Origin of the sequence: Aminobacter sp. BA135, from assembly GCF_050859125.1 — a bacterium.
Taxonomy (GTDB): Bacteria; Pseudomonadota; Alphaproteobacteria; order Rhizobiales; family Rhizobiaceae; genus Aminobacter; species Aminobacter ciceronei.
Map to the genome: position 1 here is coordinate 4,884,606 of NZ_CP139572.1, position 26,351 is coordinate 4,910,956.

The 26,351-nt window shown below is 65.6% G+C and carries 28 protein-coding genes and 1 pseudogene; 14 read left to right on the plus strand and 15 right to left on the minus strand.

Annotated features, from left to right (window positions below; all coding sequences use genetic code 11):
• Position 1: 1 nt before the first annotated feature.
• From trbJ to SLT36_RS23835, 8 genes and pseudogenes are all read left to right on the plus strand, one after another.
• Positions 2–768: pseudogene (trbJ, locus tag SLT36_RS23800) on the plus strand (P-type conjugative transfer protein TrbJ).
• 20 nt (positions 769–788) lie between these two features.
• Positions 789–1,067, plus strand: coding sequence for a putative entry exclusion protein TrbK-alt (gene trbK-alt / locus SLT36_RS23805; protein WP_432284716.1), 279 nt, complete (start codon positions 789–791; stop codon positions 1,065–1,067).
• A gap of 3 nt (positions 1,068–1,070) precedes the next feature.
• Positions 1,071–2,408, plus strand: coding sequence for a P-type conjugative transfer protein TrbL (trbL, locus tag SLT36_RS23810; protein WP_432284717.1), 1,338 nt, complete (start codon positions 1,071–1,073; stop codon positions 2,406–2,408).
• Positions 2,408–3,097 carry a conjugal transfer protein TrbF gene (gene trbF, locus SLT36_RS23815; RefSeq protein ID WP_432284718.1) on the plus strand — a complete coding sequence of 230 codons (690 nt, stop codon included), beginning with the start codon at positions 2,408–2,410 and terminating at the stop codon, positions 3,095–3,097. The genes trbL and trbF overlap by 1 nt, the downstream gene beginning before the upstream one ends.
• On the plus strand, positions 3,094–4,053 hold the full coding sequence (trbG, locus tag SLT36_RS23820; protein ID WP_432284719.1) for a P-type conjugative transfer protein TrbG: 960 nt from the start codon (positions 3,094–3,096) through the stop codon (positions 4,051–4,053). The genes trbF and trbG overlap by 4 nt, the downstream gene beginning before the upstream one ends.
• A gap of 38 nt (positions 4,054–4,091) precedes the next feature.
• Positions 4,092–5,204 (plus strand): TrbI/VirB10 family protein, encoded by a 1,113-nt coding sequence (locus tag SLT36_RS23825; protein ID WP_432288456.1) that lies wholly within the window; start codon positions 4,092–4,094, stop codon positions 5,202–5,204.
• 3 nt (positions 5,205–5,207) lie between these two features.
• The gene (locus SLT36_RS23830; protein WP_432284720.1) at positions 5,208–5,423 is read left to right on the plus strand and encodes a DUF2274 domain-containing protein; all 216 of its coding nucleotides are present in this window, start codon (positions 5,208–5,210) and stop codon (positions 5,421–5,423) included.
• Positions 5,424–5,694: 271 nt separating this feature from the next.
• Complete coding sequence (locus SLT36_RS23835) at positions 5,695–5,967, plus strand: helix-turn-helix transcriptional regulator (protein ID WP_432284721.1); 273 nt, start codon at positions 5,695–5,697, stop codon at positions 5,965–5,967.
• Here SLT36_RS23835 and SLT36_RS23840 read toward each other — a convergent pair.
• From SLT36_RS23840 to SLT36_RS23850, 3 genes are all read right to left on the minus strand, one after another.
• Positions 5,957–7,213 (minus strand): tyrosine-type recombinase/integrase, encoded by a 1,257-nt coding sequence (locus SLT36_RS23840; RefSeq protein WP_432284722.1) that lies wholly within the window; start codon positions 7,211–7,213, stop codon positions 5,957–5,959. The genes SLT36_RS23835 and SLT36_RS23840 overlap by 11 nt on opposite strands.
• Positions 7,214–7,532: 319 nt before the next feature.
• The gene (gene guaA / locus SLT36_RS23845) at positions 7,533–9,095 is read right to left on the minus strand and encodes a glutamine-hydrolyzing GMP synthase (protein ID WP_432284723.1); all 1,563 of its coding nucleotides are present in this window, start codon (positions 9,093–9,095) and stop codon (positions 7,533–7,535) included.
• A gap of 97 nt (positions 9,096–9,192) precedes the next feature.
• Positions 9,193–9,651 carry a MarR family winged helix-turn-helix transcriptional regulator gene (locus SLT36_RS23850; RefSeq protein ID WP_432284724.1) on the minus strand — a complete coding sequence of 153 codons (459 nt, stop codon included), beginning with the start codon at positions 9,649–9,651 and terminating at the stop codon, positions 9,193–9,195.
• Between the two features lie 60 nt (positions 9,652–9,711).
• Between SLT36_RS23850 and SLT36_RS23855 the strand changes: the two genes are divergently transcribed.
• Entirely contained in the window at positions 9,712–10,035 is a 324-nt protein-coding gene (locus tag SLT36_RS23855) for a hypothetical protein (protein WP_432284725.1), read from the plus strand.
• Here the strand turns inward: SLT36_RS23855 and SLT36_RS23860 are convergent.
• The 5 genes from SLT36_RS23860 to katG form a co-directional block, all read right to left on the minus strand.
• The gene (locus SLT36_RS23860; protein WP_432284726.1) at positions 10,032–10,664 is read right to left on the minus strand and encodes a 5'-methylthioadenosine/S-adenosylhomocysteine nucleosidase; all 633 of its coding nucleotides are present in this window, start codon (positions 10,662–10,664) and stop codon (positions 10,032–10,034) included. The genes SLT36_RS23855 and SLT36_RS23860 overlap by 4 nt on opposite strands.
• Before the next feature lie 4 nt (positions 10,665–10,668).
• The gene (locus SLT36_RS23865) at positions 10,669–11,127 is read right to left on the minus strand and encodes a PaaI family thioesterase (RefSeq protein ID WP_432284727.1); all 459 of its coding nucleotides are present in this window, start codon (positions 11,125–11,127) and stop codon (positions 10,669–10,671) included.
• Between the two features lie 78 nt (positions 11,128–11,205).
• Positions 11,206–11,658 carry a TspO/MBR family protein gene (locus SLT36_RS23870; protein WP_432284728.1) on the minus strand — a complete coding sequence of 151 codons (453 nt, stop codon included), beginning with the start codon at positions 11,656–11,658 and terminating at the stop codon, positions 11,206–11,208.
• A gap of 99 nt (positions 11,659–11,757) precedes the next feature.
• On the minus strand, positions 11,758–13,044 hold the full coding sequence (locus SLT36_RS23875; protein WP_432284729.1) for an RsmB/NOP family class I SAM-dependent RNA methyltransferase: 1,287 nt from the start codon (positions 13,042–13,044) through the stop codon (positions 11,758–11,760).
• Between the two features lie 173 nt (positions 13,045–13,217).
• Positions 13,218–15,404, minus strand: a complete 2,187-nt coding sequence (gene katG / locus SLT36_RS23880; RefSeq protein ID WP_432284730.1) for a catalase/peroxidase HPI — start codon at positions 15,402–15,404, stop codon at positions 13,218–13,220.
• Between the two features lie 313 nt (positions 15,405–15,717).
• Here katG and SLT36_RS23885 point away from each other — a divergent pair, with 313 nt between their 5' ends.
• Positions 15,718–16,623, plus strand: a complete 906-nt coding sequence (locus SLT36_RS23885) for a hydrogen peroxide-inducible genes activator (RefSeq protein ID WP_432284731.1) — start codon at positions 15,718–15,720, stop codon at positions 16,621–16,623.
• On the opposite strand, the gene hisG is transcribed toward SLT36_RS23885, so the two are convergent.
• The 3 genes from hisG to hisS are packed head-to-tail and all read right to left on the minus strand — an operon-like array spanning position 16,592 to position 19,933.
• Positions 16,592–17,293 (minus strand): ATP phosphoribosyltransferase, encoded by a 702-nt coding sequence (gene hisG, locus SLT36_RS23890; RefSeq protein ID WP_432284732.1) that lies wholly within the window; start codon positions 17,291–17,293, stop codon positions 16,592–16,594. The genes SLT36_RS23885 and hisG overlap by 32 nt on opposite strands.
• Complete coding sequence (locus SLT36_RS23895; protein ID WP_432284733.1) at positions 17,293–18,411, minus strand: ATP phosphoribosyltransferase regulatory subunit; 1,119 nt, start codon at positions 18,409–18,411, stop codon at positions 17,293–17,295. The genes hisG and SLT36_RS23895 overlap by 1 nt, the downstream gene beginning before the upstream one ends.
• 4 nt (positions 18,412–18,415) lie before the next feature.
• A complete protein-coding gene (hisS, locus tag SLT36_RS23900; protein ID WP_432284734.1) occupies positions 18,416–19,933 on the minus strand; it encodes a histidine--tRNA ligase in 1,518 nt (505 codons plus the stop codon).
• Positions 19,934–20,123: 190 nt separating this feature from the next.
• On the opposite strand from hisS, the gene SLT36_RS23905 reads away from it, so the two are divergent.
• Positions 20,124–20,306, plus strand: a complete 183-nt coding sequence (locus SLT36_RS23905) for a hypothetical protein (protein ID WP_432284735.1) — start codon at positions 20,124–20,126, stop codon at positions 20,304–20,306.
• Between the two features lie 29 nt (positions 20,307–20,335).
• Complete coding sequence (locus SLT36_RS23910; protein ID WP_154385351.1) at positions 20,336–20,722, plus strand: hypothetical protein; 387 nt, start codon at positions 20,336–20,338, stop codon at positions 20,720–20,722.
• Positions 20,723–20,757: 35 nt separating this feature from the next.
• Here the strand turns inward: SLT36_RS23910 and SLT36_RS23915 are convergent, their stop codons facing one another.
• Positions 20,758–21,396: a DNA-3-methyladenine glycosylase I gene (locus tag SLT36_RS23915; RefSeq protein WP_432284736.1), complete on the minus strand. Its 639-nt coding sequence runs from the start codon at positions 21,394–21,396 to the stop codon at positions 20,758–20,760.
• A gap of 311 nt (positions 21,397–21,707) precedes the next feature.
• Between SLT36_RS23915 and SLT36_RS23920 the strand changes: the two genes are divergently transcribed.
• Both SLT36_RS23920 and SLT36_RS23925 read left to right on the plus strand, forming a co-directional pair.
• The gene (locus tag SLT36_RS23920; protein ID WP_432284737.1) at positions 21,708–22,487 is read left to right on the plus strand and encodes a L,D-transpeptidase; all 780 of its coding nucleotides are present in this window, start codon (positions 21,708–21,710) and stop codon (positions 22,485–22,487) included.
• A gap of 238 nt (positions 22,488–22,725) precedes the next feature.
• A complete protein-coding gene (locus SLT36_RS23925) occupies positions 22,726–23,649 on the plus strand; it encodes a bifunctional 5,10-methylenetetrahydrofolate dehydrogenase/5,10-methenyltetrahydrofolate cyclohydrolase (RefSeq protein ID WP_067965145.1) in 924 nt (307 codons plus the stop codon).
• 42 nt (positions 23,650–23,691) lie between these two features.
• On the opposite strand, the gene SLT36_RS23930 is transcribed toward SLT36_RS23925, so the two are convergent.
• The 3 genes from SLT36_RS23930 to glcF form a co-directional block, all read right to left on the minus strand.
• The gene (locus SLT36_RS23930) at positions 23,692–24,486 is read right to left on the minus strand and encodes a L,D-transpeptidase (protein WP_432284738.1); all 795 of its coding nucleotides are present in this window, start codon (positions 24,484–24,486) and stop codon (positions 23,692–23,694) included.
• Between the two features lie 93 nt (positions 24,487–24,579).
• Positions 24,580–24,891: a putative quinol monooxygenase gene (locus tag SLT36_RS23935; RefSeq protein WP_432284739.1), complete on the minus strand. Its 312-nt coding sequence runs from the start codon at positions 24,889–24,891 to the stop codon at positions 24,580–24,582.
• Between the two features lie 127 nt (positions 24,892–25,018).
• Entirely contained in the window at positions 25,019–26,344 is a 1,326-nt protein-coding gene (gene glcF, locus SLT36_RS23940; protein ID WP_432284740.1) for a glycolate oxidase subunit GlcF, read from the minus strand.
• Positions 26,345–26,351: the final 7 nt, after the last annotated feature.

The following is a 26,351-nucleotide window of genomic DNA, read 5'->3' on the forward strand; positions in this document are numbered from 1 at the left end:
CATGACCATTCGCCTTTTCCGCTCGCGCGCCATCGCGCTCGCCGCAACCATGCTGGCGGCCGCGCCGCTCGCACTCTCGCCGATGGTGGCCACGCCCGCCCACGCCATCATCGTCTTCGATCCCTCCAACTTGCGCAAAACGTGCTCACCGCCGCGCGCACGCTGGAGCAGATCACTCACCAGATCACCAGCCTTCAGAACGAAGCGCAGATGCTCATCAATCAGGCCCGCAATCTCGCGAGCCTGCCTTACAACGCGCTCCAGCAGCTCCAGCAGAACGTGCAACGCACCCAGCAGCTTCTTCAGCAGGCGCAGGGCATCGCGTTCAACGTCCAGCAGATCGACCAGATGTTCAGCCAGAAGTACGGCAACGTCTCGATGTCGGCGAGCAACCAGCAGCTCGTCGCCAATGCGCGCGATCGTTGGAAGACCACCGTGGGCGGGCTTCAGGACGCGATGCGTGTGCAGGCCGGCGTCGTAGGCAATATAGACACCAACCGCACGCAGATGTCGGCGCTGGTCAGCCAGAGCCAGGGTGCGACCGGCGCGCTTCAGGCGGCGCAGGCCGGCAATCAGATCCTCGCACTGCAATCGCAGCAGCTTTCGGATCTCGTGGCGCTTCTCGCCTCCAATGGCCGCGCCAGCGCGCTCACCGAGGCCGAACGCACCGCCGCCGCCGAACAGGGCCGGGAACAGCGTCGCCGCTTCCTGACGCCGGGCTCGGGCTACACGCCCGGCAACGCCCAGATGTTCAACAGCAGCAAGTAACCGCCAGTAGGAGCATTCTCATGGACGGCAAGATGCTGGCCCGCCTCGGCGCTATCGTGTTCGTCGCCATCGCCATCACCGCGACGGTCATCGAACTGAACCGCAAGGAGGACGCGCCGGCATCTTCGCCGGCCGCACTTCATTTCCCCGACCGCGATCCGCTGCGCGAAGGCCAACGCCGATGCCAGCGACTCGGCCAACAGGCCGCCCGCGACAGCCAGTGCATGGCGGTATGGGCCGAGACCCGTGACCGCTTCCTTGGCCGCGCGCCCGCGCCGGCCGCCCCCGAAGGGCGGTGAACCATGGGCGGTGCAGGCGTCATCGACAACTTCCTCGGCGTATTCACCAAATACATCGACAGCGGATGCGGCCTTCTCGGAGGCGAGGTCGGCTTCATCGCAACCACCCTGATCGTCATCGACGTGACGCTCGCCGCGCTCTTCTGGTCCTGGGCGGCCGATGACGACATCATTGCGCGCCTCGTCAAGAAGACGCTGTTCGTCGGCGTCTTCGCCTATCTCATTTCCAATTGGAACAACCTCGCCAAGATCGTCTTCGAGAGCTTCGCCGGCCTCGGTCTCAAGGCATCGGGCACCGGCTTCTCGACCGCCGACCTGATGCGCCCCGGCAAGGTCGCACAAACCGGCCTCGACGCCGCCCGGCCGCTGCTCGAATCCATCTCCGACCTGATGGGTTGGGTCGCCTTTTTCGAGAACTTCATACAGATCGCGTGCCTGCTCTTCGCCTGGGCGCTGGTCATCCTCGCCTTCTTTATCCTGGCGATTCAGCTCTTCGTCACCCTGATCGAATTCAAGCTGGCGACGCTCGCCGGCTTCGTCCTGATCCCGTTTGGCCTGTTTGGCAAGACCGCCTTCATGGCGGAAAAAGTGCTCGGCAACATCATCTCGTCCGGCATCAAGGTTCTCGTGCTGGCCGTCATCATCGGCATCGGCTCGACGCTGTTCAGTGAATTCACCAAGGGCTTCGGCGGACAGACCCCGAGCATCGACGACGCCATGGCCGTCGTGCTCGCCGCGCTTTCGCTAGTCGCACTCGGCATCTCCGGCCCCGGCATCGCCAACGGCCTCGTCTCCGGCGGCCCGCAGCTCGGCGCTGGCGCGGCGGTCGGCGGCGCGGCCATGGCCGTCGGCGGCGGTGCGATGATGGCCGCCAAGGGCGGCTCCGCCATGCTCTCCGGCGGGGCCGCCGCCGCGCGCGGCGGTGCGACCGCGGCAGGCGCAGCCTCGTCGGCCTATTCGCTCGGCTCGCTCGGAAAGTCCGGCGCATCGGGCGTTGCCTCGGGCGTGGGCGGGGTCACGCGTGCTGCCGGATCGGCGGTAACGTCGCCGCTCCGCCGCGCCGCATCGCGTGCCGCCGACTCCATGAAGTCCAGCTTCTCCGACGGCGCGAAGGCCGGCTTCGGCGCGACTGGCGGCTCCTCGACCATGGGAACGATCGGCGGTGAAGCCGCCGAGGCCGCTTCGACCCCGACCGCCACCGGCGGCGCTCCCGATTGGGCCAAGCGCATGAAGCGCAACCAGACCGTCAGCCACGGCGTCACCGCCGCCGCCCACGCCATCCGCTCCGGCGACAGCCACGGCTCCGGTTCTTCCGTCAACCTCTCTGAAAGTGACCGCTGATGAACCTCTTCAAAAGACCCGCCGCGCACTACGGCAAGACCCCTCAACCCGAGACGCCCTATCAGCGCGCCGCGCAGGTCTGGGACGACCGGATCGGCTCGGCCCGCGTGCAGGCCAAGAACTGGCGCTATATGGCCTTCGGCTCGCTCCTTCTCTCGGCGGGCTTCGCCGGCGCGCTCGTCATCCAGTCGGCGCGCGGGACCGTCGTGCCGTGGGTCGTTCAGGTCGACAAGCTCGGCCAGGCGCAGACGCTCGCGCCGGCCGTCGCCGACTTCCGCCCGACCGATCCGCAAATCGCCTGGCACCTCGGCCGCTTCATCGAGCAGGTCAGGTCCATCCCCGCCGATCCGATCATCGTCCGCCAGAATTGGCTTCGCGCCTATGAATGGACGACCGATCGCGGCGCGGGCGCGCTCAACGACTATGCTCGCACCAACGACCCGTTCGCCAAGGTCGGCAAACAGCAGATCGCCGTCGACGTCTCCAGCGTCATCCGCGCCTCGCCGGACTCGTTCCGCGTCGCTTGGACGGAGCGGCAATTCGAGAACGGCGCGCTCGCCTCGACCCAGCGCTGGACCGCGATCCTGACCGTCACGCTTCAGCCGCCGCGCGACGCCGAGCGTCTGAAAACCAATCCGCTTGGCATCTACGTCAACGCTATCAACTGGTCGCGGGAGATGGGCCAATGATCCCGGCAATCCGTAAATCCACCGCCGTCCTGATGTTGCTGTCCGCGAGCGCCTTAGGGGGCTGCGCCACCTTCAAGCCCCCCGAAATCAGCTACGACGCCACCGTGCCGCCGCTGCCGGCTGTCCCGGCCGCCGTCACGGACGATCGGCCGAAGCCCCTCAACGTGCCGCCCGCCTGGACCGTGGCGCGCGGCGGCGAGACCGCAGGCACGCCCACGGGCCGCGTCGAGAACGCCAACGCCGCCGCCCGCGTGCAGCCGCGCCGCGAGGGCTACTACAACGCCATCCAGGTCTATCCGTGGTCGGAAGGGGCGCTCTATCAGGTCTATGCCGCGCCCGGTCAGATCACCAGCATCGCGCTCGAACCCGGCGAGGCCCTGACGGGCGCCGGGCCGATCGCGGCGGGCGACACGGCCCGCTGGATCATCGGCGATACCGAATCCGGCTCCGGCGTCGGTCGCCGCGTGCTGGTCCTCGTGAAGCCGTCGCGGGCCGACATCACCACGAACCTCGTCATCACGACCGACCGGCGCACCTACATGATCGAGCTGCGCTCCGGCGAGAAGCCCTATATGCCCGCCGTCTCCTGGGCCTATCCGCCGCCGCCGAGCGGCGGCCAGCAGGCTCTTCCGGCAACGCCGGTCATTCCGGCCGTGGCCGCGCGCAACTACCGCTATGGCCTGACCGGCAGCAGTAATCCGCCATGGAAGCCCGTCGCTGTCTATGACGACGGCCGCGGCGTCTATGTCGAGTTTCCGCGCGGCATCGTTCAGGGCGAAATGCCGCCGATCTTCGTTCTCGGCGCGAGTGGCGAGACGCAGATCGTCAACAGCCGCATCTATCAACACATCCTGATCGTCGATCGCCTGTTCGGCGCGGCCGAGCTGCGCCTTGGCGCGGGCGACAAGCAGCAAACCGTCAGGATCGTCCGCACCGACGGGAGGCCGCAATCGTGAGTGAGACCGAAACCGCAGCAGAAACCAACGCCGCCCCGATGCGCCTGCGCGCCGAGGCTCCCCGCGTCACGCGCCTGTCTCGCAAGATGCTCGCCAGCGTCGCCGCTGTCGCCCTGGTCGGCATCGGCGGATCGCTCATCTACGCGCTCCAGACGCGCGGGCCGGACGATGGCGGGACCGAACTCTATTCCACCAACAACCGCCAGACCGCCGATGGCCTTGCCGGCTTGCCAAAGGACTATACCGGCCCGGTCCTCGGCCCGGCGCTGCCCGGCGATCTCGGCCGCCCGATCCTCGACGCGCAGAACAACGGCCAGCCCGTCGCCGCGCCCGTGGTCGCTACGCCCGGCGTCAGCGAGGCCGAGCAACGCCGCCGTGCCGAAGAGGAAGCCGCCCGGCTCAGCACGGTCTTCTTCCAGTCGCGGCAGGGCTCGACAGCCGCCGGCACGGGCGCGACGCCCGGCCTTGCGGGACTCGACCTTGCCGGCGCTGGCGGACAGGCCGCCACCGGCCAGGATAAGCAGGTCGCCTTCCTCAATGCGGCGGCGGACAGGCGCACGGTCACGCCCGACCGCGTGACGCCGCCGGCGTCGCCCTTCGTGCTTCAGGCCGGGGCGGTCATCTCGGCCGCGCTCATCACCGGCATCCGCTCCAATCTCCCCGGCCAGATCACCGCGCAAGTCACGGAGAACATCTATGACAGCCCGACGGGGCGCATGCTGCTCGTACCGCAGGGAACGCGCATCATCGGCCAGTACGATAACAATGTGCAGTTCGGCCAGCGCAGGGTCTTGCTCGTCTGGAATCGTCTGATCCTCCCCAACGGCCGCTCCATCGTTCTTGAGCGTCAGCCGGGCGCGGACACGCAGGGCTATGCCGGTCTTGAGGATGGCGTCGATTACCACTGGTGGGATCTCGCCAAGGCCGCCGCGCTCTCGACGCTCCTCGGCGTCGGCGCCGAACTCGCCACCGACGACAACGACCGGCTGCTTCGCGCCATCCGGGGCGGCGCGCAGGATACGGTGAATCAGGCCGGTCAGCAGATGATCCAGCGCCAATTGCAGGTCGCCCCGACGCTGACCATCCGGCCCGGCTATCCCGTCAGGGTGATCGTCACCCGCGACATCGTATTCGAGCCCTACAGGAACTGATCCATGACCAAGCTGAAACTCGGCCCCATCGCCGACGACAAACCCGTGAAGGTAGCGCTGGAACTGCCCGCAGCGCTCCACCTCGACCTCATCGACTATGGCCGCCTGCTGGCCGATGGCGGTGCGCCGATCGAGCCCGCCAAGCTCATCGTGCCGATGCTCGAACGCTTCATCTCGACCGACCGCGGCTTCGCCAAGGCCCGGCGCACGACGGGCTGACCGCTTTTATCGATGATGTCTTCAGGGGCGTTAATCGCTGCATCTTTTGGGGCGATTAACGCCCCTATCTACTGCATCGTGGGGAACGACGGATTGGGCGGGGTGCCGCCCGAGCGTGAGCGTGAATCCGGCACGCTACCGGCCAGCGATCTTTCGCCATGGATCACCAGACGCCGGGAATGAAGCCAAGTCGCTGGCCCGGCCGAGTTCAACGAACGAGGTTTGGCATGAACAGAGTAAATGGCGGGATCGCACGCGGCGGGGCTAAATCATGAGCCAGTCGCCGCCCCCTCTCAGCAAGCGCACCATCCGCAGGGACCAGCTTCGCGAGATAGTCCCCCTGGCCGACACCACCATCTACGACATGGAGCAGCGCGGCGAGTTTCCACAGCGCTTCTACCTGACCTCTCGGACGGTCGTGTGGGATCTCGCCGAAGTGGAGGCTTGGCTCGAAGAACGACGCCGAGCCTCTAGAGCGAAGACGGCCAAGCGTGCGCCGGCACCCGACGTCACGCTCAGGAGAACCCGTCCGGTCAAAGGCTAGGCTCCGGGGCCAGAAGGCCCATGGAAGCCGGATAGAGCGTCGGGGCGTATTTCTGGCCGCCGACCCATGCATCGATCAGATTGCCCCATTCCTGCATCATGTGGCGGCGCTGGTGCTCATATTCGGCCTTGTTATAGACGCCGCGCGAAGAGCGCCCGTCCTCGTGGGCCAAGCACTTCTCGATCCAGTCGCTGTTGAAGCCCAGCTCGTTGAGCAGCGTCGAGCCCGTGCGGCGAAGGTCATGCACGGTGAACGGCTCCAGCGGCAGTCCCGCCAGCTTGGCCTGCACGACGACCGCCGTGGTGACGCGGTTGAAGGTCGCGCGCGACATCGGCGCATCCGCGTCGTAGCGCGACGGCAGCAGGTAGCGCGAATTGCCGGCACAGGTCTTGAGCGCGACGAGGATGTCGAGCGACTGTTCGCACAGATAGACGTTGTGCGGCTTGGAACGCTTCATCCGCTCCTTCGGGATCGACCACACCGCATTCTCGAAGTCGACCTCATCCCACACCGCGTCCTGCAGCTCGCTCTTGCGGACCATCGTGAGCAGGATCAGCTTCAGGCCGAGCCGGATGGTCGGCAGCGTCGCCACATGCTCAAGCTGGCCGAGCATGACCCGGATTTCGGCGGGCGAAAGCGAACGGTCCTTCGGAACGAACGTCGCGATCGAGGCCGGCCCGACCTCTTCGGCGGGGTTCGGCACCTTCTCGCCGTGCAGCTTCGCGAAGGCGAAAACCAGCTTCACGATGTCACGGACATGGACGGCCGTGGCCGGTGCCCCCCGCTTCTTCACTTTGTCGCACATCGCCCGGAGATCCTCGGGCGTGATCTCCGTCAGCAGCCGGTTGCGGAACGTCGGGAGGATGTCCCGCTCGTAGATCGAGCGCCGCATCGCGCGGGTGCTCTCCGCCATCCGGTGCTCTTGCAGCCAGCGTTCGCCAAACTCGCCGAAGCTCTTTGCTTCTTTGATGCGGCGCTTCTCGCGCTGCTTCTCCTGGGCGGGCGACCGCCCCTCCTGAATCGAGCGCTGCGCGTCGATCAACTTCTCCCGCGCGCGGGCCAGAGAGAGGCCCGCCGCCCCGTAGCGGCCAAGGGTCAACGTCTCGCGTCGACCGTGCATACGGTAGTCATAGCGGAATACCACGGCGCCCGACGGGTTCACGACGACATACATACCGTCACGGTCAGAGACCTTGTATAATTTGTCTTTTGGTTTCAGCGACTTGATCGCGGCATCAGTAAGCATTGGACCCTCCGAATTCGTTCAAGAAACGTCAGAGAGCCCCTAAAAATACCGTCAGGCTAAAATGGACCATTCCTGACGGCAAATTTCCTTTTATTCTCAATGGAATAAGGTCTAAAAAAATACCGTCACAAGCTCTCTAAGCCATGACGGTATATGCAATTCTGCGATGTCACAAGACGCCCCCTACCGTCAGCTCCGCCGTCGATCGCGAGGCTTGCCCGGCGATTGACGGCGAAAGGTGGCGGAAGGAAAGTTATTTATTTTCAGCGTGTTATGGAGGGTTATCGGCGGCAATCGGCGGCGTTTGGGTAGGCCCGAATTATTCCCACTCGATCGTGCCGGGCGGCTTCGAGGTGACGTCATAAACGACGCGGTTGATGCCGCGGACCTCGTTGATGATGCGGGTGGCGGCCTGGCCGAGGAAGTTCATGTCGTAATGGTAGAAGTCGGCGGTCATGCCGTCGACGGAGGTCACCGCGCGGAGCGCGCAGACGAACTCGTAGGTACGGCCGTCGCCCATGACGCCGACGGTCTGGACCGGCAACAGCACGGCGAAAGCCTGCCAGATGGCGTCGTAGAGGCCGGCCTTGCGGATCTCGTCGAGATAGATCGCATCGGCCTCGCGCAGGATCTCGAGCTTCTCGCGGGTGATGCCGCCCGGGCAACGGATGGCGAGGCCTGGTCCGGGGAACGGATGGCGGCCGATAAAGCTGTCCGGCAGGCCGAGTTCCTTGCCGAGCACACGGACCTCGTCCTTGAACAGCTCGCGCAGCGGCTCGACCAGCTTCATGTTCATGCGGTCGGGCAGACCGCCGACATTGTGGTGCGACTTGATGGTAACGGAGGGGCCGCCGGTGAAGGAGACGCTCTCGATGACATCGGGATAGAGCGTGCCCTGGGCGAGGAAATCGGCGCCGCCGAGCTTCTTGGCCTCTTCCTCGAACACCTCGATGAACAGGCGACCGATGGTCTTGCGCTTCTTTTCCGGGTCGGACTCGCCCTCGAGCGCCGAGATGAAGCGATCCGAGGCATCGACGAGGATCAGCGGCAGGTTGTAGTGCTCGCGGAACATGGCGACGACATCGGCCGCCTCGTTCTTGCGCATCAGGCCGTGGTCGACGAGGATGCAGGTGAGCTGGTCGCCGACGGCCTCGTGGATCAAGAGTGCCGCGACCGAGGAGTCGACGCCGCCCGAAAGCGCGCAGATGACCTTCTTGTCGCCGACCTGCTGGCGGATCGCATCGACGGCATGCGCGCGATAGGCGTGCATGGTCCAGTCGCCCTCGATGCCGGCGATGTTGTGGACGAAATTGCGCAACAGCTTGGCGCCATCGGGCGTGTGCACGACCTCGGGGTGGAACTGGACGGCGTAGAAATTGCGACTCTCATCGGCGATGGCGGCGAATGGCGCGCCATTCGAGGTGCCGATGACACGGAAGCCCTCGGGAATCTCGGTGACGCGGTCGCCGTGGCTCATCCACACCTGATGGCGGGTGCCCTTGGCCCAGACGCCCTCGAACAGCGGGCTGTCGTCCTGTATCTCAAGAAATGCGCGGCCGAATTCGCGGTGATGGCCTGCCTCGACCTTGCCGCCGAGCTGGGCGCACATGGTCTGCTCGCCATAGCAGATGCCGAGCACCGGGATGCCGGCCGAAAACACGGCTTCAGGGGCGCGCGGGCTGCCGATGTCGACGGTGGAATGCGGGCTGCCCGAAAGGATCACCGCCTTGGGGTTGATCCGCTTGAAGGCTTCTGCGGCCGACTGGAAGGGCACGATCTCGGAATAGACCCCGGCCTCTCGCACGCGACGCGCAATGAGCTGCGTCACCTGGCTGCCGAAGTCGATGATGAGGACGGTTTCGGGGTGCTCGGAGTTCTTCATGGCGGGCGTTTAAAGAAAGAATCACGTCTGTGCAATGGGCTCGATTGCATGGGTGACAAGTGCGCTGTGCAATGCCCGGCCCAGCTCGCCGAGCCTATCATCGGGCTTGCGGTTCAGCGAGAGCGCGCAACGCTGCCATCAAGGCATCGAAGCCGCCCTCGCCCAGATGCTGCCGGTAACGCTTTTCGATGTCGAGCTTGATAGCGTCGCCGTCGTCGAGCGCGGCAAGGCCTTTTGCGGTGTAGAGAACCAGCTTGCCGCGCTTGTCCTCAAGATCGGGCGCGCGCTCGATGACGCCCTCCGCCTCCAGCCCGTCGAGCAGTTGCTGCACCGCCTGCTTGGAGATGCCGGCACGTTCGATCAGTGCCGCCTGTTTGGTGCCGCGGCGCGCGATGTGGCCGAGCAGGCCGGCGCGGCTTTCGCTGAACCAGCCATGGCCGGCCGCGCGCATCGCTTCAGTGAACTCGGCCTGCCAGGCGCGGCTCGCCTGCCACAGGCGCAAGCCGACATGGTCTGGCAGTGGTTTTTCCGCGTTTTCGTCAAGCTGCTTGACCATTTTTCCAATCACGCATATCGTCAAGATACTTGACCAACTGGATAGCAAGAGGAAACGACGATGGCAATTCTCGATCAGGCCGCCCTGAAGGTGCTGATTGCAGGCACGACCCATGTGCTCGACCGCAACGGCAAGGAGGCCTATGTCTATTTCGACACCGGCGACCGGGCGCACATGCTGCTCGACGACGGCGAGACACGGACGGGAACATGGGCGCTCGCCGAGGGCGGCTATGTCGTCGACTGGGACAATGGGGTGACCGGCCGCTGGGCGCTCGACCACGAGGCCGGCGAAATCACCTATGTGAACAGGGACCGCGACATCAGAGTGCGGCTTGCGGGCATCCTGTTCGGCAACGCCAAGGACCTGCCGCGGGCTGCCTAAGGTCTCAGCTCGCCGCTCGAGATGGCGCGGCCGAGCAGATTGACGGCATGCGCCAGCTTCTCGTCAACGACGTGGAGATATTCGGTCCAGTCGCCGACATGGCTGATGTCGGCGGCACCGTCGGAGATGCCGCGCAGGCCGATGAGCGGCACGCCGAACATCTGGCAGGCGCGCAGCACGGCAAAGGTCTCCATGTCGACCATGTCCTCCGGGATCACATCATAGGCGCTGCCCGAAATGATGGTGCCGCCGGTGGAGAGGGTCGCCTCCCGGACACCGGGAATGCGCAGCGGCAAGGCCAGGGTGGCCGGCAGATCGAGGAAGGGCGTGGCGCCCTTTTCGAAGCCGAGCGCCGAGGCATCCATGTCGCGATAGGCAACAGACACGGCCTGGTAGACCTCGGTCTGCTCCAGCCTGCGGCTGCCGGCAGAACCAAGGCAGACGACGAGATCGGGCAAGCCGTTGCGGGCAGCGAGCCGGGACAATTCGGCGCCGACAACGATGCCTGATTCAACCGGGCCGACGCCGGTCATCAGCGGTTCGAACAGCGTGCGCAGATGCGGCCCGTATTCGGCATCGACGGCCATGACGAACAGCACGTTGCGGCCGGCGAACTGGGTTATCGGCATGGTCTCAGCCCTCGATGCCGTCGCGGCCGGCAACGGCCATCATCGTTCCGGTCATGGTGGCGATCAGCTTGGCCTCGCCGTCGGCCGCAATGGCATAGGCCTGGCCGTCGGCGACGACGATCGTGCGGCCCGGCTTGGTGACGGAGCCGCGGAACAGGAAGCGCTCGCCCTTGCCGGGCGCCAGCAGGTTCACCTTGAACTCGATGGTCAGCACGCTGGCGTTTTCAGGCATCAGCGAAAAGGCGGCGTAGCCGCAGGCGGAATCGAGCGCCGTCGAAATGACGCCGGCATGGAGGAAACCATGCTGCTGGGTCAGCTCGCCGGAATAAGGCATCTCGATCTCGACAATACCCGGGGTGACCAGCGTCAGCTCGGCGCCGATGGTGCGCATCGCGCTCTGGCGCGCGAAGGATGACCTGACGCGCTCGTCATAGTCGGCCGCGGGTACGATCTTGGCTGCCATATCTGATATCCTCTTGGCTTCGCTTATCGCAAAGCCGGCAAAGGCTGGCAATCGGAAATGCTGCAGTGCAAAAGGCAATCAGTTGAGCCACCACAGCGAGGCGTTGAGCAGGCTGGCGAAGGCGACCCAGACGGCATAAGGCGCAAACAGCCAGGCAGCGACTCGGTCCGGTTTGGCGGCGGTCGCCATGAAGCCGAGGATGGCGACAAGCAGGGCCAGGATAACGAGCAGTGCAAGGCCCATCTGCTGCAGCCCGAAGAAGGTCGGCGACCACAGGAAGTTGAGCACCAGCTGGGCGACCCACAGGCGCATGGCGGTGCCGTGCGGATCTTTCGACCAGATGCGCCAGCCGGCGATGGCGATCAGCACGTACAGCACCGACCAGACCGGACCGAAAATCCAGTTTGGCGGGTTGAAGAATGGCTTGGCGAGCCCGGCATACCATTCGCCCGGCAGCGTCAGATAGCCTATGAGCAAGCCGCCGCCGAAGACGACGACGATGAAACCGAGCAAGGCGACGTATCTGTTCATGCGACCTCCTGCACTGCGCACCCGAGGCGCAGAACGCCAAAGGCCGGATCTGGTTGCACATTTCGCCCTGCCGCATGGCAGAGCGGCGTGCCGCGCGGATCAGGCAGCCTTGCGCATGGCGGCGAAATAAAAGCCGTCGGTGCCGCTGCGGGCCGGGGTCAGCGACAGGCCCTGCGCGCCAAAACGGACGGCCTGGTTGTTTGCGGGAAAATGCTGCGACCAGAGCGCCTTGTGGTCGACGGTCGTGAAGCGTGCGTTGCGTTCGACGAAAGCTGCGACCTGGTCGGCATTCTCCTCGTCGAAGACCGAGCAGGTGATGTAGACGACCAGCCCGCCCGGCTTCACATAGGCGCTGGCGGCGTCGAGGATGGCCGACTGTTCGGCCTTGCGCACGTCGAGCTGGCGCTGGGTCAGCCGCCATTTGGCGTCGGGCCGGCGGCGCCAGGTGCCGCTGCCGGTGCAGGGCGCGTCGATCAGCACGAGGTCCATGTGGCCGGTCAGGCCCGCGAGCTCGGACGGCTTCGACACGACCTGGACGTTGCGGTTGTCGGAGCGGCGCAGGCGGTCGAACATCGGCGCGAGCCGCGACTTCTCGGAATCATGGGCGAAGATCTGGCCGCGATTGTCCATCGCCGCCGAGAGCGCGAGCGTCTTGCCGCCGGCGCCGGCGCAATAGTCGAGAACCTGCATGCCGGGCAAGGCGCCGGCCAGTTCGGCGGCGAGCTGCGAGCCCTCGTCCTGGATCTCGAACCAGCCTTTCTGGAATGCCGGTTCGGCCTGGACATTGGGATGGCGGCCGCTGCCGTCGATGGGCGGAATGCGGACGCCATGCGGGGCAAGAGCGGTTGGTGCTGCCTGGGTGCCTTCGAGTTCGGCGATGACGCGGTCGCGATCGGCCTTCAGCGTGTTGGCACGGATGTCGAGCGGCGGACGCGCGGCAAGGGCAGCGCCCTCGGCCACCCACTCCGCGCCAAAGGCGCGTTCGAGCAGCGGCGCGCACCAGTCGGGGCAATCGGCGCGGACGGCGTCGGGCGCCTCGTTGAGCTTGTGGCCGGCAATCGTCGCGAGTTCGCTGGCACTCAGCGGCTCGGGCGCGAACTTGTCGCCGTCGAGCGTCTGGTTGAGCGCTTCGGCGGACTGGTCCCATTCGAGCAACAGGGCGCCGAAGCCGAGCGCACGTGAGGTCTCGTCGCCGACCAGCCAGCCGGCGGAACGCTTGCGGCGCAAGGCGTCGTAGACGATGTTGCCGATCGCGGCACGGTCGCCGGCGCCGGCGAAGCGATGGGACAGGCCCCAATCCTTCAGTGCATCCGCGGCGGGCCTGTGCCGCCTCTCGATATCGTCCAGCACTTCAATGGCCGCAGCCAGTCTTCCGCCAAGTCGCATGTTCGGTTTTCCGCTTTCGGTTGACCCGTATCAGGCCTAGCTAAACAGCAGCGGCGGAATGCACAAGCACCAGCCAGCCTTGTCGGGGTAAAAACTTCCGGCAAAGACGGACGCCGCAAAATGAAACAGGCGCGGATCGCTCCGCGCCTGCCTTGTTCGAGCGGACCGGCTTCTTATGCGAAGCGGTCGGCGTTCATCACCTTGTTCCATGCGGCGACGAAGTCCCGGGCGAACTTCGCACCGGCATCAGTCGAACCATAGACCTCGGCCAGGGCGCGCAGCTGCGAGTGCGAGCCAAACAGCAGATCGACGCGGGTCGCCGTCCACCTGGCTTCACCGCTGTTGCGGTCGCGACCCTCGAACACATCCTTTGCGTCCGACGTCGCCTTCCACTCCGTGCCCATGTCGAGCAGGTTGACGAAGAAGTCGTTGGACAGCGTACCGGGACGGGCGGTGAAGACGCCGTGGGTCGTCTCGCCTGTATTGGCGCCAAGCACGCGCAGGCCGCCGACCAGCACGGTGAGTTCGGGTGCGGTCAGCTTCAGCAACTGCGCACGGTCGACAAGGTTCTCCTCGGCGCTCAGGCGCTGACGGCCGCTGGTGTAGTTGCGGAAGCCGTCGGCGGTGGGTTCGAGCGGGGCGAAGGACTCGACGTCGGTCTGCTCCTGTGAGGCGTCCATGCGGCCGGGCGTGAAGGCCACCGAGACGTCGTTGCCGGCATCCTTGGCCGCCTTCTCGACGGCAGCGGCACCGCCGAGCACGATCAGGTCGGCCAGCGACACCTTCTTGTTGCCGGCCTGCGCCGCATTGAACTCGCTCTGGATCGCTTCGAGCTTCTCCAGCACCGAGGCCAGCTGCGCCGGCTGGTTGACGGCCCAGTCCTTCTGCGGGGCCAGGCGGATGCGCGCGCCATTGGCGCCGCCGCGCATGTCCGAACCGCGGAAGGTCGAGGCCGAGGCCCAGGCGGTCGAGACCAGCTGCGACACGGTCAGGCCGGAACCGAGGATCTTGGCCTTGAGTGCCGCAATGTCGGCATCACTGACCAGGACGTGGTCGGCCGCGGGGATCGGATCCTGCCAGATCAGCTCTTCCTTCGGCACCAGCGGGCCGCGATAGCGGGCGCGCGGGCCCATGTCGCGGTGGGTCAGCTTGAACCAGGCGCGGGCGAAGGCATCGGCGAACTGGTCCGGGTTTTCCAGGAAGCGGCGCGAGATCTTCTCGTATGCGGGATCGAAGCGCAGCGCGAGGTCGGTGGTCAGCATCGCCGGCGCGTGACGCTTGGACTTGTCATGCGCGTCCGGCACGGTGCCGGCACCCATATTGTGCTTGGGCGTCCACTGGTGCGCGCCGGCCGGGCTCTTGGTCAGTTCCCACTCATAGCCGAACAGGTTCCAGAAGAAGTTGTTCGTCCACTTGGTCGGCGTCGTCGTCCAGGTCACTTCGAGCCCCGAACCGATGGCGTCGCCGCCCTTGCCGGTGCCGAAGCTGTTGTGCCAGCCAAGCCCCTGCAGCTCGAGATCAGCAGCTTCAGGCTCGACGCCGACATTGGCGGCGTCGCCGGCGCCATGGGTCTTGCCGAAGGTGTGACCACCGGCGATCAGGGCGACGGTTTCCTCGTCGTTCATCGCCATGCGGGCAAAGGTGTCGCGAATGTCGCGGGCCGCTGCCAGCGGATCGGGATTGCCGTTCGGGCCTTCCGGATTGACGTAGATCAGACCCATCTGCACGGCGGCCAGCGGTCCTTCGAGCTCGCGGTCGCCGCTGTAGCGTTCGTCGGCCAGCCACTTGCCTTCCTTGCCCCAATAGATGTCCTGCTCCGGCTCCCAGACGTCGGCGCGGCCGCCGGCGAAGCCGAAGGTCTTGAAGCCCATTGTCTCAAGCGCGACGTTGCCGGTCAGGATCATCAGGTCGGCCCAGGAGATCTTGCGGCCATATTTCTGCTTGATCGGCCACAAAAGGCGGCGCGCCTTGTCGAGATTTACGTTGTCAGGCCAGCTGTTGAGCGGAGCAAAACGCTGCTGGCCCGCACCGGCGCCGCCGCGGCCGTCGCCGATGCGGTAGGTGCCGGCGCTGTGCCAGGCCATGCGGATGAAGAGCGGGCCGTAATGGCCGAAGTCGGCCGGCCACCAGTCCTGCGAATCCGTCATCAGCGCGGTCAGGTCCTTGATCATCGCATCGAGGTCGAGGGTCTCGAATTCCTTGGCATAGTCGAAGGCTTCGCCCATCGGATCGGACAGGGCGGAGTGCTGGTGCAGGACGCTGAGGTCCAGCATGTTCGGCCACCAGTCGCGATTGCCGGTGCCGGTGGGCTTGTGGGCGACAGGGCACTTGCCCGCGCTCGTCTCAGTCTTGGTATCCATGATGAAATCTCTCTCAGAACGTCTTTGCGTGATTGTGTCTGCGGCCTGCCGGACAGCCTGCGGTCGAGGCAATCCCGGGCCGAAGGCGGTCAGGCCGATGCGGCCACGGCAGGGTCGGGCACGGGTACCCCCGCGCTCCTGAAGATCGTCAACAACGTCATGGCTTGCGCCCTCCCTCTGGACAAAACTTGCTAGACCGTTTTAGGCGCCAAACTGAATACTGTATACCGCCTTGATTGGAATAGTTCTAGTCTAGGATGCGATTCCGATAAAGCCAAATTGCCTTTTCTAAGAAGTTTGATAGCTTTTGATTATGATCCGCCTCACGATCCGACAGATGGAATATTTCTCCGCGCTGGCGCAGACGCTGCATTTCAGCCGCGCCGCCGAATATGCCGGCGTGAGCCAGCCGGCGCTGTCGACGCAGATCGCCGAGATGGAGGAACGGCTCGGCTGCACGCTGTTCGAGCGCGGCGGCAAGGCCGTGCGCCTGACCGAGGATGCGCTGGACCTGCTGCCGCGCATCGACAGGATTCTTGGCGAAATCCGCGAGGTCGAGGCCATGGCGCGGCGCGGTCGGCTGGCGATGGAAGGGCGGATGCGGCTCGGCATCATTCCCACGGTCGCGCCCTATCTTCTGCCGCACATACTGCCGGCGCTGAAGGACGAATACCCAAAGCTCCGGCTCGAACTGCGCGAGGCGATCACCGGGGCGCTGGTCGAGGACGCGCTGAACGGGCGCATCGACGCCTTCGTGGCCGCCCTGCCGCTCGACCATGCCGGGCTGACGACGCAGGAGCTGTTTTCCGACCGCTTCTATCTCGCCGTGCCGGCCAACGACCCCGATTTCGGTTCACCGCCGGTGCCGCCGGAAAGCCCGGCGTTGGAACGGCTGATGCTGCTCGAGGAAGGACACTGCCTGCGCGAACAGGCTCTGGCCGTGTGCGGCAGCGTCAAGCCGGTGGCGATGGCCAACTATGGCGCAACCAGCCTGACGACGCTGCTGCAGATGGTGGCGCATGGCCTCGGCGTCACACTGATACCGGAGATGGCGGCTGGTCCGGCGGGCGACCAGCGCGACCTGAAGATCGTGCCCTTCGCCGAACCGGTGCCGGAGCGGCGCATCTGTCTTGCCTGGCGCCGCAACAGCCCGCGGCACAATGAGTGCCTGGAGCTGGCGCGGATCGTCAGCGGACTGCAGCCGCTACTGCGGCATTGAACGCGGCAAGCGTTGCCTCGTCGGCGGCGCTGCGGGCTTTGAGCGACTGCACCAGGCAGGCCTGCGAACGCAGGATGACGCCGTCCGACAGGATCTTCAGATGATTGGCGCGCAACGTCGAGCCGGTCGAGGTGATGTCGACGATGACGTCGGCGGAGCCCGCGGCCGGCGCGCCTTCGGTGGCGCCGAGGCTTTCGACGATGCGATAGACCTGGATGCCATGCATCTGGGAAAAGAACTGCTGCGTCAGCCGCCAGTATTTGGTGGCGATACGCAGGCGGCGGCCATGGCGCTGGCGGAAATCGGCAGCGACGTCGTCGAGGTCGGCCATGGTGTCGACGTCGAGCCAGATGTCGGGCACGGCAACGACGACATCGGCATGGCCGAAGCCGAGACGGGCCGATATCGCCGCCTTGCGCTCCCAGTCGGCGAGATTTTCGCGGATCAGATCCTCGCCCGTTATGCCGAGGTCGACATTGCCCTGGCCGATCTCGCCCGCGATCTCCGACGCCGACAGGAAGGCGATTTCGATGTCGGCGCGGCCTTCGATGGTGGCGCGATAACGACGGTCGTCGTCGGGCAGGTTAACGGTGAAGCCTGCCCTGGCCAGAACGTCGAGCGCCTGCTCCTTGAGCCGGCCCTTGGAGGGAAGTGCGATCGAAATGGCCATCAGCGCGTCTCCCTCAAGGCTTCGATGCGGTCGAGCCAGACGGAGAAGCCGACGCCGGGAATGGGCTTGCCGGCGCCGAGCAAGGTCAGCAGGCGGTCGTAACGGCCGCCGCCGGCCAGCGGCCGGTCGGCGTCGGGACCGGAAATCTCGAACACAAGGCCGGTGTAATAATCGAGCGGACGGCCGAAGGCGGCGTCGTAACGGACGGAGCCGGTGGTGAGACCGTGATCTGCTATCGCCTTGGCGCGTGCGACGAAATTGTCGAGCGCAGCCCCCAAAGTCAGGCCGGCACCTGCGGCGAACTCCTTGAGTGCTGCCGGCGCCTCATCAAGCGCCACATCGATGGCGAGGAAGCGTTCGAGCGCCTCGAAGGCGTCGCCCGACAGCCGCACGCTGCGCAGCTCGGCCTTTTCGATCAGACGGCGGGCGATGTCGTTGGGCGTACGGCCTGCAGACGGCGAAAGACCGGCCTGCTCCATGCCGGCGGCGATGTGGGCGGCAAGCGCATCGTGATCGCCATCGGCGACGAGCGATGCTGCGGGCTCAGCAAGGGCCGAGGTGCGGGTGGGCGCTGCGAGATCGCCGAGGGCGGCAGCCAGAAGCTCGGCCGAGCCGAAGGCGCGGGCAAGACGCATGCGCCAGCCCCTGGGCAGGCCGAGTGCTGCCAGCACCGCCTCGAAGATCGCCTGGTCGCCGAGCGTGACGGTGAGCTCGCGTCCCGGCAGGCACAGCGACAGCAGCGCATGCGCATCGGCCACCGAGCGGGCATCGGCCGCAGCGATGTCCTTGTCGCCGAGGTCTTCGACGCCAGCCTGGAAGAATTCGTTGCCGCCCTCACGGCGCTGGCGGAACACTTCGCCGAGATAGGAATAGCGGCGCGGCGTGCCGGACTGGGTGTGGATGTGGTCGAGGCAGACCGGAATGGTGAATTCCGGCCGCAGGCAGAGCGACGCGCCGGTCTCGCTTTCGGTCAGGAAGATGCGGCGGCGCAGGTCTTCGCCGGCCATGTCGAGAAACGGATCGGCCGGCTGCAGCACCGGCACATCGACGGCATCGGCCCCGCGCGCGGCGAAGAGCTTCAGGATGTCGGATGCAATCGCCGGATAACGCGCGTTCATGGCCTTACTGCTTTGCCCGCTCTTCCGCCTGGGCGGCCAGGACCTTCTTCACTTCGGCGACCAGCTCGGCCTCGGGCACGGTGATCTGGGCCGGACGCGCGGCGCGCCATTCGGCGTTGTCGGTGATCTCGGCCGACAAACGCGCGCCCTCGATCAGATCCTTGATCTGGATTTCCCCACGAGCGCGCTCGTCGCCGCCCTGGATGATCACGACGCCCGAGCCCCTGCGGTCGGCATATTTGATCTGCGCCTTCATGCCGGCGCCGCCGAGGTACATTTCGGCGCGCACGCCGGCGCGGCGCAGCTCGGCGACCATCTTCTGGTAACGGCCGAGGCTTTCGGTGTCCTTGTCCATGACCAGAACGACCACGGGCGCAACCACGTCGGAGGTGTCGAGCTTGCCGAGGTTCTTCAGCGCGGTCATCAGGCGTGACACGCCGATGGAGAAGCCGGTCGCCGGCACCGGCTCGCCGCGGAAGCGCGAGACGAGGCCATCGTAGCGGCCGCCGCCGCCGACGGAACCGAAGCGCACGACCTGGCCGTCGTCATTGGGAATCTCGGCCAGCAACTCGGCTTCGAAGACCGGACCGGTGTAATATTCAAGGCCGCGCACGACCGAAGGATCGACCTTGACGCGACCGTCGTCATAACCGGCTGCGGCGGCAAGCGCACCGATCTGGGCGAGTTCCTCGACGCCTTCGGTGCCCCTGGCATTGCCGGCGACGATGGCGCGCAAATTCTCGGCGGTGGTCGCCGCATCGGCGGCACCCGCCTCGGTGAAGGCGATGACGGTGGCGATCGCCGCCTCGTCGAGCCCGGCGCCCTTGGTGAAGTCGCCCTCGCCTTCCGCACCACCATCCCAGCGCCCCTTGCCGAGCAGCAGGCGCACGCCTTCGGGGCCGAACTTGTCGAGCTTGTCGATGGCGCGCAGCACGGTGAGCCGGCGATTGACGTTGTCGTCGCCGCCGAGGCCGATGGCCTCGAGCACGCCGTCGAGCACCTTGCGGTTGTTGACGCGGATGACGTAGTCGCCGCGCTTGATGCCGAGCGCTTCCATCACGTCGGCCATCATCATGGTCATCTCGGCATCGGCGGCGACGCCAGGCGTGCCGACGGTGTCGGCGTCGAACTGCATGAACTGGCGGAAGCGGCCGGGGCCGGGCTTCTCATTGCGGAACACCCAGCCGGAGCGGTAGCTGCGGTAGGGCTTGGGCAGCTTCTCGTAGTTTTCGGCAACGAAGCGCGCCATCGGCGCGGTCAGGTCGTAGCGCAGCGACAGCCACTGCTCGTCATCGTCCTGGAAGGAGAAGACGCCTTCATTGGGCCGGTCCTGGTCGGGCAGGAATTTGCCCAGAGCGTCGGTGTATTCGATCAGCGGCTGGTCGACCGGCTCGAAGCCATAGAGTTCGTAGACCTCGCGAATCCTGGCCATCATCTTCTCGACGATCCGGATGTCGTCCGCGCTGCGGTCGACGAAGCCGCGCGGCAGTCGCGCTTTCATCTTTTCCGATTTGTCGGCCATGGCGAGAATTCCGCTGTTTTCCAGAAATTTTGGCCGCGATCACGGCGCGGCGTGTCGTAACCGAAATGGGATGGAGCGGCAAGCGTTTGGCTTGCCGCCGACAAGCCGAAACATTTCCACAATTTGACCGACATCGTGCCGATACAGCTTGAAGCGACAAGGCGCAGCATTGAATGCCAGGACGAACACGATGCCCACGATCGCAGCAGAACTCGACAAGACCGCAACGCAGCCGCTGCCGGCGCGGCGCGAAGAAGCCGCCCCGAAGCGGGCGTCGTCGTTCGGGGATACGCTGCTTGCAGTGGGGCTCGTGCTCTATCCGGCGCTTGCCGCCGTCGGTGCCATCGCAGCCGGCATGATGTTTTCCGCATAGGACCCTTATCGGTCCCGAAAGGCACTGCCATGCCACGGATCGTCTCAACCGCAGCGCTTTGCGCGCTGTCGCTTGCCGCAGGGCTTGCAACGGCTGCAGCCTGTTCACCCGGCGACCCCAGGCTCGCCGGACATTACTATCTCAACGGCGTCATGGAAGTCGGCTCCGAACTGCTGCTCCGGCCGAACGGAAGCTTCGAGTTCATGCTCGCTTATGGAGCCAACGACCAATACGGCAAGGGCTGCTGGGTCAAGCGCGGCGCGACCGTCGAGGTCATCCCTGCCGGCCGGAGTGCGGCCTCGCGCCGCCACACGCCCGACGACCGCGGCTTCGGCGGTCTGGTGCTGACGGTTTCCGGCCGGTCGCTGGTCTGGAACATCGCCGGCAGCGGCTACAAGGGCCGTTACGAGCGTTAGGTTCCTTCCCCCTTTGAAAAAGGAACCGCGCCCCCTTACCGCGGCCGCTTGAACGCCTTGCGCTCGGCTTCGATCTTGCCGCGGCACATGCAGCCTTCGATATGATCGTTGACCATGCCCATCGCCTGCATGAAGGCATAGACGGTGGTCGGGCCGACGAAGCTCCAGCCGCGCTTCTTCAATTCCTTGGAAATGCGCGTCGAGGTGGGCGTCGTCGGGTTGGCGATCAGCGTCGGATAGTCGACCACCTCAGGCCGCTCGTCGGCGCCGGGCTCGAACTTCCAGAACCACGCCGCGAGCGATCCGGCCTCATCGGCCAGCTCGCGAGCCCGTTTGGCATTGTTGATGGTCGAGACGATCTTGCCGCGATGGCGGACGATACCGGGATTGCCCAGTAACCGCTCGATATCGGTTTCGCCATATTCGGCGACCGTGTCGAAGTCGAAGCCGGAAAATGCCTCGCGAAAGCTCTCGCGCTTGCGCAGGATGGTCAGCCAGGACAGGCCGGACTGGAACCCTTCGAGGCAGATCTTTTCGAACAGCCTGACGTCGTTGACGACCGGCCGGCCCCATTCATTGTCGTGGTAGTGCAGATAGTCGGGCAGCGTGCCCGGCCAGAAGCAACGTGTCGCCCCATCCGCACCGACCATCAGGCCCGTCTTTTTCTCGTCCATGTCCATTCCGTTCGTTAACAGCAAGAAGCATGACCCCTCAAAATCGCAACCGATTTTTCGGAAAGGATCATGCACAAAACTTAAGTGTTACGGCGTCCTTTGCGCGTCCAAGAGGACGCGCGGCGCCGTAGTTGTTTACTCGTGCTTTACCAGACTCCTGAACCGGCCGGTAACCACACTGAAAGCTTTCCTGACAATCTCGCATTTTAAGCAACCCGATTCATGTTTCGGTGGGAAGGCCCGGACAACATGGCCCCGAAAAGGGAATGGGCCGTGCCCTGCCCCGCTGACGATCGAGTTGAGAGCACGTCATGAGAAAACCTCTGATCCTTCTGGCATCGGCCGCCATGCTGGCCGAACTTGTTTCGCCGGCTGTGGCCTATGACCGCTACGCCGAGCGGCCGCCCGTGGTGGTGAGCCCCGACCTGTCGGCACCCTGGGTGCTGCAACTCGGGCGCAATCCCGGCGAGGTGATGCCCAGGCAGCAGCGGCGCCAGCAGCGTGCCCAGGTCCAGGTCAGGCCGGCGGCACCGCGCGAGGCACCGCGCACCGCCCAGCGCCAGAAGGTCCGTCCCGACGGTGTGCAGACGGCAGCCCTGCGCGCGCCTGAAAAGCGCAGCGTCAAGCCGCAGATCAACCCGATCTACCTGCCGCAGACGGTCGCCTATGACGGCGGCGAAAAGGCCGGCACCATCATCATCGATACGACGGAGAACTTCCTCTATCTCGTCGGGACCGATGGGCAGGCCCGGCGCTACGGCGTCGGCACCGGCAAGCCGGGCTTCGAATGGTCGGGCACGCACAAGGTGACGTCGAAGCGCGAATGGCCGGAATGGAGGCCGCCGGCGGAGATGATCGCACGCGAACGCGCCAAGGGCCGCGTGCTGCCGGCGATGATGACCGGCGGTCCGGAAAACCCGCTCGGCGCGCGCGCGCTCTATCTCGGCTCGACGCTCTACCGCATCCACGGCACCAACCAGCCCTGGACGATCGGCGGGGCGGTGTCGTCGGGTTGCATCCGCATGCGCAACGAAGACGTCATGGACCTCTACGAACGCGTCGCGGTCGGCACCACCGTCATCGTTAGATAATCACCAGTTACGGGGGCGGAGCCGGTCGCAAGACCTGGCTCCCATGCAAAAGGGCAGCGCGGCGGAAGACCGAGCTGCCCTTTTCGCATTGCCCGGCATGGACCTGGAATCTCACGCTGCGGCAATTTTCAGGAAAAATTGTTTAACATGGATAAAAATTGATCGGACCGGCCCTTTCCTTCACGGGCGCGCCGAAGTATCCCGTTTCAAGCCGATGATGACCTGCGAAGGAAGACATATGCCGCCGCTCGACGACAACCGCTATCTCAAAGGCGGCCCAGTGGCCGCCCGCATCATCGCCGAAGTCCGCGCCGCCGCGCAGCAGGCGACGGATGAAGGGTTCCGCCCCAAGCTCGTTTCGATCACCGTCGGCGACGTCGCCGCTGTCGATGTCTATGTCCGCAACCAGCGCGCCAAGGCCGAGCTCGCCGGCATCGACTTCGAGGAAAGGCGGTTTCCTGCGGAGCTGACGGCAGGCGAACTGGAAGCGGCGATCCATGGCATGAACGCCGACCCGCGCATCACCGGCATCATCATCCAGCGGCCGGTTCCGGCGCACATCCCGATCAAGGCGATCCAGGCGGCGGTGCATCCGCTGAAGGACGTCGAGGGCATGCACCCGGCTTCGATCGGCAACATCGTCTACAACCAGCTCGACCTGGCGCCCTGCACGGCCGCTGCCTCTGTCGAACTGTTGAAGGCCACCGGACTCGACCTCAAGGGCCTCGAGGTGGTGGTCGTCGGGCACTCGGAGATCGTCGGCAAGCCGATCGCCTTCCTGTTGATGAGCGAAGGCGCAACCGTGACCGTGTGCCATCACATGACACGCTCGCTGGCCGCCCACGCGCGCCGCGCCGACGCGCTGTTTGTTGCCGTCGGCAAGCCCAGGCTGATCAAGGCCGACATGGTGAAGCCCGGGGCCGCAGTGATCGACATCGGCATCAATGCCGAGACGCTGCCGGACGGTTCGAGCCGCATCGTCGGCGACGTCGACACCGAAAGTGTCAAGGAAGTAGCGTCGTGGATCACGCCGGTGCCGGGCGGCGTCGGGCCGGTGACGGTGGCGATCCTGCTGCGCAACACCATGGTGGCGCTCAACCGCCAGCGCGCCGTCTATCGCGCCACGTTCGGAACCGCCGAGGCAACACTGGCCGCCGAATAGGGTGTGTGCCTGCTCAGGCCGGCGCGCCCCACCCTGCGGGCGCTAGAGCCGCCAGCTGTCCTGCTGGATCGGCTGCTGCGCCACCGGATTGGCGACCATCTGCAGCCCGTTGGTGACGACGATCGGCGTGCCGTCGGGCACGCGGCCATAGAGGTCGATGACGTCCTGGTTGATCAGGCGGACGCAGCCCGACGATACCGACTTGCCGATCGACGCCCATTCGGGCGAGCCGTGCAGGCGATAGAGCGTGTCCTTGCCATCCTGGAAGATGTAGAGCGCGCGTGCGCCGAGCGGGTTCTGCACGCCGGGCTGCATGCCGCCTTCCCACTCGTTCTTGCCCGGGATCTGGCGGGCGCGGTACTTTTCCAGCTCGGGCTGGCGGTCGATCATCTCGTTTGGCGGGAACCAGCGCGGCCAGGTCTGCTTCCATTCGATGACACCGCGGCCGGCCCATTCGAAGCCGGCGCGCCCCAGGCCGACACCGTAGCGGATCGCCTCGCCATTGTCGGCGACTACATAGAGGAAATGGCCTGCCGTATCGATGACCACCGTGCCCGGCGCTTCGCCGGTCGGATCGATCACGACCTGGCGGTAGTAGCGCGGATCGATCTTCTTGAACGGCACGCCCGGAATGTCAAAGCCGTTGTCGTTGACCGGCGCGTACATCATCTCAGGGTCGGCGAATGACGGATCGTTGCGCATTGTCGGCGGCGGCGGCGCGGCAGGGAAAGCCGGCGCCGGCCGCTGGCTGGTCGTCGTCGAACAGGCCGACAGGACGGCCGAAGCTGCGCCGGTCGCGGCCAAGGCCAGCAATCGGCGGCGGGTGAATGTCGACATAGAAGCTTCCAATGCGATTTCGATCTGCTGCAACGCACGGAGCATTCGCATGTTCCACCCGCCCAGTTCAATCCCGGGCGACGCCTGGTCTGGTCAACTCTGGTTGTAGTCGCTGCGCATTGGCTGCCACATCGAGATGTCGCGCGGCGCCGCCAGCAGTTCGTCCAGTGCCGCGTGCCATTCCTCGCGATAGGGCCGCTTGAGCTGCACATCCAGCACATCCTGATGATCGGCCCAGGTTTCGTGCAGCAGGAACCGGTTTTCGTCGGCTGGATCGCCATGCAGCGTCGCGCTGACGAACATCGGCTCATGGCGCATCGCGTCGAGCACGCCATTGATCAGCCTGAGGTAGCGGCTGCGCTGTTCGGGGCGGACGTTGAAGCCGATGATGTAGGTGACGCTCATTTCCAGTTCCTCTGAATTGTCCGGCAGGGCGCCGTTCGCATGAGGAGGAAAATGCCAGAGCCGCGCGCAGCTTCAATGACCTCGGAGGTAATAGTTTCGATTTACCGGGTGGCGGGCCGGTCGGTGCTCACTCGGCTGCTGCCAGGCTCGGCTCGGGCAAGCCGGCAGGTCTTTCGCCGCCATAGGCCCAGTCGAGCAGCTTCACCGTGTGGACGACGGGCATGTTCGCAGCCGACGCGATCTGGGTGATGCAGCCGATATTGCCGGTGGCGACCAGCGCCGCCCCCGTGGCCTCGATGTTCCTGACCTTGCGCTCGCGCAGCTTTGCCGAAATCTCCGGCTGTATGATGTTGTAGGTGCCGGCCGAGCCGCAGCAGAGATGGCCTTCGCGCGGCTCTTTGACGACGAAGCCGGCGCGGGCGAGCAGGTCCTTGGGCTGGCGCGTGATCTTCTGGCCGTGCTGCATCGAACAGGCCGAGTGATAGGCAACCGTCAGGCCGGGCTTGCGGGCCGGTTCGGGAAGATCGAGGGTAACAAGATATTCGGTGATGTCCTTGGCCAGTGCCGACACCCGCGCCGCCTTGTCGGCATAGGCCGGGTCGAGGCGGAGCATGAAACCGTAGTCCTTGATGGTGGTGCCGCAGCCCGAGGCGGTGATGACGATGGCGTCGAGCCCGCTATTCTCGATCTCGCGGGTCCAGGCATCGACATTCTGCCGGGCCTGATCAAGTGCTGCCTGCTCGCGACCCATGTGATGGACGAGCGCGCCGCAGCAGCCCTCGCCCCTGGGCACCACCACCTCGATGCCGAGCCGGTTGAGCAGCGACACCGTCGCCTCGTTGATGCCGGGTTCGAGCACCGGCTGGGCGCAGCCGGTGAGGATGGCGACACGTCCGCGCCGGACGGCCATCGGTGTGTGCACGCCCGGCTTTTCCAGTGGCGAGGTCGCCGGCACCGAAGCAGGCGCCAGGCGAAGCATCGCGGCCACAGGTTTCAGCGCCACCACCTTGTCGAAGGCACCTGCAAAGGGCCGGCCGAGCTTCGCCAGCCTGAGTGCTGCGCGGAAGCGGCCGCGATGAGGCAGCACGAATGCCAGCAGTGCGCGCGTCAGCCGGTTGGCCAGCGGACGCCTGTAAGTCTTCTCGATATGGGCACGGGCATGATCGACCAGATGCATGTAGTTCACGCCGGAGGGGCATGTGGTCATGCAGGCAAGGCAGGACAGGCAGCGGTCGATATGGGTGACGATCTCCTTGTCCGCCGGACGGCCGTTCTCCAGCATATCCTTGATCAGGTAGATTCTTCCCCGCGGGCTGTCCAACTCGTTGCCCAAGGTGACATAGGTCGGGCAGGTCGCCGTGCAGAAACCGCAATGCACGCATTTGCGCAGGATCTTCTCCGATTCCTGGACATGCGGATCGGCAAGCTGGGCTGTGGTGAAATTGGTCTGCACGGCGTTA